General features: G+C 37.5%; 9 protein-coding genes and 1 pseudogene. 1 reads left to right on the top strand and 9 read right to left on the bottom strand.

Annotated features, from left to right (window positions below):
* The 9 genes and pseudogenes from H964_RS06640 to H964_RS06600 all read right to left on the bottom strand — a co-directional run.
* A pseudogene (locus tag H964_RS06640) lies at positions 1-897 on the bottom strand (sensor histidine kinase); the annotation flags it as partial.
* A gap of 59 nt (positions 898-956) precedes the next feature.
* On the bottom strand, positions 957-1,859 hold the full coding sequence (locus H964_RS06635) for a carbohydrate ABC transporter permease (protein ID WP_039765918.1): 903 nt from the start codon (positions 1,857-1,859) through the stop codon (positions 957-959).
* Positions 1,860-1,887: 28 nt separating this feature from the next.
* Positions 1,888-2,814, bottom strand: a complete 927-nt coding sequence (locus tag H964_RS06630; protein WP_011915907.1) for an ABC transporter permease — start codon at positions 2,812-2,814, stop codon at positions 1,888-1,890.
* Positions 2,815-2,925: 111 nt separating this feature from the next.
* Positions 2,926-4,572, bottom strand: a complete 1,647-nt coding sequence (locus H964_RS06625; protein ID WP_039765915.1) for an ABC transporter substrate-binding protein — start codon at positions 4,570-4,572, stop codon at positions 2,926-2,928.
* A gap of 249 nt (positions 4,573-4,821) precedes the next feature.
* Positions 4,822-5,808 (bottom strand): glycoside hydrolase family 130 protein, encoded by a 987-nt coding sequence (locus tag H964_RS06620; protein ID WP_039765913.1) that lies wholly within the window; start codon positions 5,806-5,808, stop codon positions 4,822-4,824.
* Between the two features lie 71 nt (positions 5,809-5,879).
* Complete coding sequence (locus tag H964_RS06615; RefSeq protein ID WP_039765910.1) at positions 5,880-6,887, bottom strand: substrate-binding domain-containing protein; 1,008 nt, start codon at positions 6,885-6,887, stop codon at positions 5,880-5,882.
* A 103-nt stretch (positions 6,888-6,990) separates the two neighbouring features.
* Complete coding sequence (locus H964_RS06610) at positions 6,991-8,163, bottom strand: AGE family epimerase/isomerase (RefSeq protein WP_039765908.1); 1,173 nt, start codon at positions 8,161-8,163, stop codon at positions 6,991-6,993.
* A gap of 170 nt (positions 8,164-8,333) precedes the next feature.
* The gene (locus H964_RS06605; protein WP_039765906.1) at positions 8,334-8,978 is read right to left on the bottom strand and encodes a ThuA domain-containing protein; all 645 of its coding nucleotides are present in this window, start codon (positions 8,976-8,978) and stop codon (positions 8,334-8,336) included.
* A 32-nt stretch (positions 8,979-9,010) separates the two neighbouring features.
* On the bottom strand, positions 9,011-9,466 hold the full coding sequence (locus tag H964_RS06600) for a VOC family protein (RefSeq protein ID WP_039765904.1): 456 nt from the start codon (positions 9,464-9,466) through the stop codon (positions 9,011-9,013).
* 265 nt (positions 9,467-9,731) lie between these two features.
* On the opposite strand from H964_RS06600, the gene H964_RS06595 reads away from it, so the two are divergent.
* The gene (locus H964_RS06595) at positions 9,732-10,679 is read left to right on the top strand and encodes an AAA family ATPase (RefSeq protein WP_039765902.1); all 948 of its coding nucleotides are present in this window, start codon (positions 9,732-9,734) and stop codon (positions 10,677-10,679) included.
* Positions 10,680-10,773: the final 94 nt, after the last annotated feature.

The following is a 10,773-nucleotide window of genomic DNA, read 5'->3' as shown; positions in this document are numbered from 1 at the left end:
TACAAAACACAAAACCACAATTGCAAGGTAATTTCTCTGATGTTCAAATAGCCTCTTTGATATTCCACTATTGTTGGTTGTAACAATGTATCTCCAGTTTTCAAAGTAAGGAATCTCTGTTGATAGAAGCTTTTCAAACACAATGGTTTGATTTTTCTCTTCCTTCAAAAGGTCGCTGAGTCTTCCAATCTGATTGTAATACAAAAGATCACTAAAATATACTGTGTCTTTTTCATCTGCTATAAATATGTGACCATCTTTAAACGTGCTCAAAATACTGTTAAGATAAACTCTGTTTAGGTCAATTCTCAAAAATTTTTTAAATGTGCTATTTTGGTATTTCGGAACATACTGTTCATAAAAGTTGAGATTTAGCACAATTGAAACATATGGTCTTTCATTCTCAAGACCACTTAGCACATAGAGATTATTGTGCTTTTTTTCTCTTTTTTGAAAAAACTTCTTATATTCATCTGTCAAAAATGCAAGTCCATCGGCATTAAGTATGGTAGGATTATCACTGTATATTGTTATTTGCGAAATCTGAGGATACAGTATTCTTGCGTTTTGAAGTATGGGTTTTATGTTCTTCTCGTACGCATCATAAAACTCCTCAACAGACAAGTACCGGGTATTTACAGTCTCAATTACTCTCGGGTCCGAATATATGGTATACGCAAGATTGATTGCAAGCTCAATAGCTTTCTTGAAATTCGAAATTGTCATATTTGATGCATTTTCAAGCTGGCTGTGGAGCTTATCGTTTATATAAAAATCAATCTGCGAGATAAATTGGCTGCTTAAAATTAAAAGTGGAATAAATACAAATATAAAAAATATGGAAAATATCTTCTTAAACAGCGGAATATTGTTCAAAATTTTAACAATTTTGCCCATGAGTCTTCCCAGTTTCTTTCAGGCATGTGGATATTGATTTAATTATACCATACTTCTTGTTACTCTTTTATACTACCAATTGTAAGACCATGAATAAAATATCTTTGCAGGAATGGATATACAAAAAGTATGGGTACTGTTGCAACGATTGTCATGGTTGCACGGATAGCAGTTGGTGTCACAGTCCTACCAGAAGATGTAAGTGATGCTGAAAAGTCGGGGTTTGTTGATGCAGATTGAACAGACTGTAATATCTTTTGAAGCTCAAATTGCAAGGTTGAAAGTTCTGGCTTACCGGAGTTATACAGGAATGTGTCAAACCATGCATTCCACTGACCAACCGCAACCCAAAGTGTCACAGTTGCCAAAACAGGAAGGCAAAGTGGCATTATAATCTGAAAAAGTATCCTGTATTCGCTCGCACCGTCAATCTTTGCTGACTCAATAAGACTTTGAGGAAGCCCGTCTATATAGCTTCTTATCACAATTATATTGAACGCGCTTACCATACCAGGCAAAATGTACACCCAGAACGTTCCAACAAGATGAAGATTTTTCATAAGAAGGTATGTGGGAATAAGACCGCCGCTAAAATACATTGTAAACACTATAACTCTGGATATAAACTTTCTGAATATATAGTCCTTTCGGCTAATTCCATACGCAACCATCAAACATGAAAGAACATTTGTGATGCTCCCTATGACAGCCCTCAAAACTGATATAAGCGTTGCATGGTATATGTCAGGATTGCTGAGGATGACTCTATAGTTGTTAAGTGTAAATTTTCTTGGCCACAGATATATTCCACCTCTTATGGAGTCAAGCGCATCGTTAAGAGAAATCGCAAGTATATTCCAAAAAGGATATAAAGTAGCAATCATCACGATTATCATGACTGTATATACCACAATGTCAATGATCAAATCCTCTGTTGTCCTGTACTTTGCTGATGTCTGCACTTTCTAAAACACCTCTCAATAAAGATTTTTAAAATACCCTTTCACCTTCGCCAATCTTAGATGCTATCTTGTTTGCAGTTGTAACCAGAATAAGGCTTACAACAGAGTTGAAAATACCTGCTGCTGTTGCATATGACCATCTTCCACTGCCAATACCATATCTTAAGATGTATGTCTCAAGGATATCTGAATAATCCAATGTTGATGGTCTTTGCAAAAGGTACATCTGCTCAAACCCAGCGTTCAAAATCCACCCAACGTTCATGATAAGAAGAATCTTGACTGTGGGTAGAATACCTGGCAAGGTTATATACCATATTCTCTTTAGCCTGCCTGCACCGTCTATGCTTGCAGCCTCATAAAGTTGCGGGTCGATATTTGTCATTGCTGCTAAGTATATAATTGCGTTCCAACCCATCTCTTTCCAAACCTCAGTAATTGGTGCTATGAACCAGAAATATTGAGGTTCGCCTAAAAAGTTAACTGGCTCTTTTAGAATATGTAATTTGACAAGAAGCTCGTTTATTATTCCATAGTCAGGTGAAAGTACTGTGTATATAATGTTTGCTGCAACAACCCATGAAACAAAGTGTGGAAGATAGGAAATTGTCTGCACTGTCCTTTTAAATAACATGTTTTTTACCTCATTCAAAAGTATGGCAAAGGTAATGGATGACAAAAAGTTGAATATGAGTTTCAAACAGCTTATGACCAGGGTATTTCTAAGCGCCTGGAAAAAATAAACATCTGAAAACAGGTCTACAAAGTTTTTAAATCCAACCCACTCTGACTTTTGAAAACCAAGGTATGGTTTGTAATCTTTAAATGCTAAAAGCCAGCCCCACAGGGGAAAGTAGTTAAAGATCAGTACCATAATCAAAAAAGGAAATGTTAAAACAATTAGCTGGCGTTGGTTGTAGATTGTTGAAAAGAATCCTTTCTTAGATGACTGCATCTTAGATTTCCTCCTTAAAAGCTTGTTGAGTCAATTAAACTAAATACTCACGGAACACCTGTAGAATTAGGTGTCCCGTGAGCTTTAAAATACCAAACTCCAAAATACCAATTAGTTCCACTCTTTGAGTCTTCTCTGAATCTCCTTTTGTCTAAAGTCAATTACTTTCTTGAGAGGAATCCTCTTCATCTTACTCAGGTATTCATTCCAAATCTTATCATACTCACCCGGTTTTGCCATTATAGCTTTTGTGATGTATCTTCTTTGCAGGTCATCAGCTTGGTTCTGGATTGCCTGCAGATCGTCTGGAAGCTTGATATCCCAACCATATCCATACGGTGAGTTCCATGTTGGTGAGAATAAATCTTTGAATGACTTAATCTTATATGCTTTTAAAACCTCTTTCTCATATGGTTTATATCTTGCTTCTAAAGCTTGGTCTGAATAGTCCCAAGAAATCTTTCCGCTCTTGTCTGAATATGTCCAATCAAACGGTGGTCTTGGGAATGCAAACCAGATATTTCCGCCAATGCCTTGTTTCTTTCTGTAATCTGGGTTCATGTAGTTTTGAATCTGCTGTGCAGTCTTGTACATCTTTCCATTCTTCACATAGTAGTCCTGGCCCTGGATACCCCAGTTGATAAGTTTCAAGATGTCTTCCTGTGCCATTCTGTCCAAGAACTTGAACGCTGCAACCGGGTCTTTGCACTTCTTTGTAATTGAAATGCCAGCACCTGTTCCCATTGTGACAACGTTGTATTTGTCTCTCTTCACACCTTTTTTCAAAACTGGCATTGCGATTGGAATTCTGTCATAGAGTTTTTGTTTCTCAAGAGAATCAATAGCTGATTGAATCTGCCATCTTTCATCGTAAAAACCAACAACCCTACCTGACGAAATCTTTGCTAAGTACTGGTCATAGTTTTGTGAGAACATCTCTTTGTCAAGAAGCCCTTCGTTCCACATCTGATTTAAAATCTTGTAATATGTCTTTGCATATGGCATTGTATAGCTGTCTTTTACAACACCTGTCTTTTCGTCAATAAGCCAGCCACCATCGTTTGGATAGCCTTCAAGTCTGAGTGGCTGCTGCATCAGTACATAAATTCTCCAGCTGTCAGTCAGCGCTGTAAAACCAATCGTCGGCTTTCCATTGTATGTTGGATGTTTCTTGACAGCATCTTTTACAATCTTAAAATATGTGTCAATGTCCCTTACAACTGGCCATTTGTTCTCTTTGAGAACGTATATAGGTAGCCAGAACCCAGCAAACGAATAGAGCGGGTCAGACTCTTCTCTGAAAGGTGTGAGATAGTAAATGTGCCCATCCTTTGGATATTTGAGTTTTTTAAGCGCTTTTGTATCATACCACTTTTTGATGTTCTTGCCGTACTTAGCAATGTAATTATCCATCGGAACTAAAGCTCCTGCTTCAATGAACTTGTTTACAACGTTGTGTGCATTGATTAAATCCGGCAAGTCACCACTTGCAAGCATGATACCTGCCTTTGTTTCCTCGTCACTGCCAACAATAAACTCAAACTGGAGCCGTACACCTGTGATCTGTTCAACCTTTTTACCAATCGGTGTCTTCCACACGTCAACCGGCTCTGCGTTAGAATCTCCCCAGTAAATCTTAAAAACTATTGGTTTCTTGGACGCTGCTATTGCCTTTGTTGGAGCACTTAAAAACCCTGGAACAATGATGGTCATCAAAAAGGCAATAGCAACCAATAAAGCAACCCTTCTTTTAAACATAATCAATCCTCCTTTTTAGAATGTAATTTTTGTATAGAAAAACTGCAAAACAACTACATGTTCATTATAAAATTTGTGGTGCATATTTAACAACCCGAGAAACTTAATATTTTATACCGCAGATTTTAGATTTTACTTTACCAGTAAATAAACCAATTTCAAGTTTGGAAAACATCACAAAATCAAAAAGGCCAGCAGTTTTGTTCTACTGCCGGCCTTTTTTGTATGTTTTTATCCTCCATATTTTTATTATTCCTGACTTTCTCTCATGAGAAGTTCAATTATATCCTGAACATAAGCAAAAGCAAGGTTTACAACAGTGTCAGCGCCTCCATAGTATATTGCAAGTCTTCCTGTGCTTGCGTCACAGAGTGCTGCGCATGGAAATGCTACATTTGGAACGTCACCCACGCATTCATAGTACTCCTGCGGTGAAAGAAGATAAGATTTTGACCTTGCCTTTACAATCCATGGTTTTTCTAAGTCCAAAAGTGCTGCACCAAAGCTATATACATACCCGTTGCAAGAAAGTAGCACTCCGTGATAAATCAAAAGCCAGCCTTCGCTTGTCTCAATTGGCGTTGGCCCTGCTCCTATTTTGAGTGATTGCCAAGGTGTGTAGCCTGCTGACATTACATGCCTGTGGCAGCCCCAGTGAATCATATCAGGGCTTTCGCTGTAGAATATATCACCAAATGGTGTGTGCCCCGTATCTGATGGGCGGGAAAGCATCGCGTATTTGCCGTTTATCTTTCTTGGGAAAAGCACACCGTTTCTGTTGTATGGCAAAAACGCATTTTCAATCTGATAGAACTTTTCAAAGTCGAATGTATAGCCAACACCAATTGTCGGTCCATGATAGCCATTACACCATGTGATATAGTATCTATCTTCTATGAAAGTTACTCTTGGGTCGTATTTATACTCACTTACAAGCGGGTCTCTTGTCTGCTGGATGAAGTTGATTGGTTCATCGTCAATCTCCCAGTTGTAACCATCCTTGCTAAACCCACGTCTGATGTTCATTCTTCTTGCCCTGTCATCTACCCTGAAAACACCTGCAAACCCATCTTTGAATGGAACAACCGCACTGTTGAAGATGCTATTTGCATCTTTTGCCTGATTTCTCTTGATAATCGGGTTGTGTTTAGACCTCCATACAATATCCTTGCAGTCTTTTGGTCTTTCTTCCCATGGCATGTTTGGAAGTGATTGCCCTATAATTTTAATATCCATTAGATCTTTCCTCCTCCATATTTTTTGATTTATGTGAATTTAAAATTTTACCCGACCATCTTGAAAAAGTATTATTTCAAAGCCTTAACTGACTCTCTTACGATAATTTTGCCTTTTATGAGCATCTTGCCGTAATGCTTTTCTCCTTGCTTTATCTTTTCAACCATCATCTTGGCTGTTCTTCTGCCCATCTCTTCCAAATTCACGCGGACGGTGGTAATTTTAGGCTGCGAGAGCACTGCGTGAAGACTGTCATCAAATCCCACCACTGACACATCATCCGGCACCTTGTAGCCACTTGATTTAAGCTTTTCTATAGTAAGATAAGCAGTCTTGTCACAGTTACAGACAAATGCCGTCGGAAGGTTTTTGGGCAATACAATATCTATGAAATTGTTGTTGTCATCCCTGTCTTTTATTATCCAGTCCTTGTTGAGATCTATCTTGTTCTCCAAAAGCGCCTTGTAAAAGCCCAGGAACCTGTCCTGGATACTGCTTGTTGCATAGATGTTCCCTACAAATCCAATTTTAGTGTGACCATGCTCTATTAGCATGTTGGTTATCTCGTATGTTGCGTAAAAGTTGTCTGTAATGACACAGTCAACGTTAAACTTGTCACAGTAAAAGTCCAAAAATACTGTCGGGTAATTATAACTTAAAATCTTTTGAATGTAGTCAAAACTCATCTGACCTAAAATAACAACACCGTCTACCTTCTGTTCCAAAAGCGCGTTGGGGACAGATAGTTCATTTTCGTCTGACTGGCTTATGATGTTGAAGGTTGTTGTAAAGCCGAGCTTCTCTAAGCTGTTTGAAAGATGCTTGTAAAGATCTATGTAGAAATAGTCGTCTTTGCCATAATACTTTTCTGACGATATCACACCGACGGAATACGTTAGGTTTTCTCTTAACATCCTGCCTTTTGCGTTGTAGATGTAACCCATCTCCTGGGCAGTCTTTATGATTTTCTCTTTCAGGGATGAACTGATATCAGGGCTGTCTTTGAGCGCCTTTGACACTGTTACTTTGGAAACACCAAGCTTTTCGGCAATATCTTTTATGGTAACTCTTTTGTTCATAGCAACTTTTTACCCCTTCAAATAAGGCTTTATAAGCCTTTTCTTTTTTACTTTCTATTATACTTTATTTCTCTGTAACTTTACAGGGTCAAGCTCGAAACTTTTAGTCAACCCTTTTTATTATCTCCAAACACATTCTGCCATTGTGATATGGGCACTTCCATTGCTCAACAATTGGCATATTTACAGCTTCTAAATCCTCATTTACCTTCCACAGCCATTCAGAGTTCTTTCTTCTGTCAACAAGATGCTCTTTTATGAACTCCCATGTCTTGATGGCTGCAACTAAATATTTTTCCTCTTTTGTCTTTTGATATGCATTGAAAAATCCAACAACCGTCTCTGCTTCAACCCACCAGATTTTACTCCTGTCAATCCTATCTTCTATCATTTCATTTATAAGACTTTGACCATCAAAGGCTTCTTTTAAAGTTATCTGGGCAACCTCTAATGCGAGCTTTTCAACCTCCTCTTTTAACTTTTCATCCTTCAGATACTTGGCAGCTTGGTCTAAAAGCCAGCTTGCTTCAATGTCATGTCCATATGATACTGCTTTTATAAGTTCGTTCCAGTTGTCATCGCAAAATACCTTGAAGTGACCTGTTCCTTTTTTGTAAATCTTGTCAACAAAGAGTCTTACAATCCACTCAAGCGCTTCATACACATCATCAAGCTTCAAAACCCTGTAGAGGTTTGTGTAGCTCTCCAGTACATGAAGATGTGTATTCATTGTTTTTGAGGCAATTACTCCATTTTCGCTCAAAAACCTGTTTTCTTTTTCTTGCCAGTTTCTCTCAAACTGTTCTGTGTATCCATTTTCCCTTTTGCATTTTGTCTCTAAAATCTCGAAAAGCCTCTTAGCCATATGAAGAGCTTCTTCATCCCCAGATGCTTCATAGTACTCAGAAAGCCCGTACATGCCAAAAGCCTGAACATAGACATGTTTTGTCATATCAAGTGGCTTACCTTCATGGGATACACTCCAGAAAAGTCCATCATAGTCTTTGTCCCAAAACTTGTTTTTTAAAAATTCAAATGCATGTGAAGCCAGCTCTTTGCACTTTTCATTTTTAAGAATATTGTAACACGCTGAGAAAAACCACAATATCCTCGAGTTCAAAATGCAACCTTTTTGAGCTTTTCTGTGAATGTTAAGATTAAAGTCCATATATCCATAGTAGCCACCAAATTCATCGTCCTTTAAACTTTGCCAAAACGGTATTATCTTTTCTTCAAGATGAGCTTTTAAATCTTCCTTAAACCTTGTAATATCCATTTTTTCACCAGCTCACTTAAAAGTTTAGTAAATGGGTTACTTAATCGTTCACTTTATATTTCTATATTAATTGTTTTTTTATATTCTGTCAATTGTTTTTTAAAAAAGGGCTTATCCAAAGCTGAAATTGGACAAGCCCCTGTGAATTCTTATTTGCTTTTTTGAAAGTCCTACTTGAAAAGAAGGGTCAAAACTGCTTTGAGAAGTTCCTGGAAATTATTATCTAAAAGCCCATCTTCTCTGTGAGCAGGAGTTAATGCAACTACTTTGCCCTTGCCAAAATTGTGCCACCACCCTGCAATTGAACTGCCGTCCTCCGATTCAGAGTAAAGATAGATATTGGTATTGTCCTTGTCGCAAAAAACAAAATAGTGTTCATCCATAATTTCAAAATCAAACTCTTTGTTGTCAAGAGTAGCTTCACGGGAAGAGTAATATCTTACAGGTTTATGATTCTCTGGATGAAACTTGAAATACCCTCTCACAAGTTTGCAAAATTCTCCCTCTTCAGGGTATGAAGCAAGCCCTGAGTGCCATACAAAAAGCCTTCCACCGCCTTCAACATACTCTTTTATTCTCTTTGCCACATTTTCTGTCATCCAGCACCTTACAGCTTCATCCTGTGGATTTATCCTGTTTTCTGCAGAGATTACAATTGCATTCGGGTTTTGTAGAAGAAATTGCTCAAAGTTTTCAATTGATGCATCTATTATCTCGCAGTTATCTAAAGCAGCATCTGTGGCTTGCTTCAAGGCTTTGAGCAGGTTGTCATGGCTGTGGTAAAAATCTCCAACCAAAGCCAAGATCCTTTTCATATTCTTACTCCCCTCTTCCACAAAAAAATATTTCAAAAGTTCTCCAAAAGTTCTAAGATGAATTTGAGCTTATTGGTACTTTCCATGTAAGCATATCTTCCGCCTGTGTAATCCCCTTTTTGAACAACATCAATTCCTTCTTTTTTAAGATTTTCAATCTTCTCATCCATGTTCTTTACAAACACACCTATATGGTGAATACCCTCACCGTGAGTTTCCAAAAACTCTCTCCATGTAGAAGGATTCTCATCTGGCTCAATCAGCTCAATCTCTATGTTTTTGAAGTTTCTGAAAAATGCAAGTTTTGCTCTGGCATTTGTAGGATTTCCTTTATATTCTGTGTGTGTTTTTTCATACTCTTCAGTTATAATAATTTGGGGCATTTCAACTCCAAAAAATTTAGCAAAATCTCTTGCAGTCCTTTCAATATCTCTAACAATTATTCCTATCTGCACAACAACATCTGTTCCCAAAATTTCGTTCGCCACCTTTTATGCCTCCTTTGAAATTGTTTACATGACAATATTGTATCTCACTTTGTTAAGTTATTGGTATACAAATTTCTGCTTTGTTTTTGCACATTTTCGATAAAACAGCTCTCAATATTTTGTAAGTTTAACTTGATCCCAGTTCATTGAAATAACTACATAAAAGAGGTAAAATAATTTTGTAGGTAGGGCATGTAAGTTTAAATAAAACATAGTAAGGTCAAAATTTTAATAAAAAGATTTAAAAAGAGGGTAGGAATGAGAAATGGAGATAGCCAACGTTGCAAGAAGGATTATCCAAAACATATCAAAGGTGATTGTTGGAAAAGAAGCTCAAATTGAGCTTGTAATAACATCTCTTTTTGCTGGCGGTCATGTTCTTTTAGAGGACGTGCCGGGCACAGGAAAAACAATGTTATCAAAGGCTCTTGCAAAATCCATAGATTGCAGTTTCAAAAGAATTCAGTTCACACCAGACCTTCTACCATCAGACCTCACAGGGATATACTACTTCAACATGAAAACCCAAGAGTTTGAGTTCAGACCAGGTCCAATTTTTACAAATATACTGCTGGCTGATGAAATAAACAGGGCAACTCCGAGAACACAGTCAAGTCTTCTTGAATGTATGGAAGAAAGACAGGTGACAATTGACGGTATCACACATAAGTTAGAAGACCCCTTTTTTGTTATTGCTACTCAAAACCCCATTGAAATCCAGGGAACATATCCTCTTCCTGAGGCACAGCTTGACAGGTTCTTGATAAAGCTCAGTTTAGGATACACAAACAAAGAAGAGACTATCCAGATGCTCACAAGGTTCAGAGAAAAAAATCCTCTCGATAGTATAGAACCTGTTGTAGCCAAGGATGAGGTAATAATGATTCAAGAAAAGATAAAAGAGGTGTATGTAAACGAAGATATTCTATCTTATATATACGAAATTTGTCAAAGCACAAGAGAACACGAAATGATTCAGCTTCCTGCAAGCAACAGAAGCTTCATTGCTCTTATGCGTGCATCGCAAAGCCTTGCAGCTGTCCGAGGCTATGATTTTGTTCTTCCTGATTTTGTTAAGTACTTAGCTCCTTTTATCCTCAGCCACAGGATACTTCTTAAGAATCAATATATAATTAAAAATACAAAAGTGTCAGACGTGATTAATGAAATCCTTGAAAAGGTCCCAGTACCGAGTGAGAATTTTGCTTTTTGAAATACACGATTTAAAATTTGCAAGGTCTGCCACTGGAAAAGCTTAAAAATATTTTGATAAACATTGTTAAACATTTAACACACTTATTAAAAAC

The sequence above is a fragment of the Caldicellulosiruptor sp. F32 genome, from assembly GCF_000404025.1.
Lineage (GTDB): Bacteria > Bacillota > Thermoanaerobacteria > Caldicellulosiruptorales > Caldicellulosiruptoraceae > Caldicellulosiruptor > Caldicellulosiruptor saccharolyticus.
The sequence above is the reverse complement of the archived record's forward strand: the minus strand, read 5'-3'. Positions and strand labels throughout refer to the sequence as shown.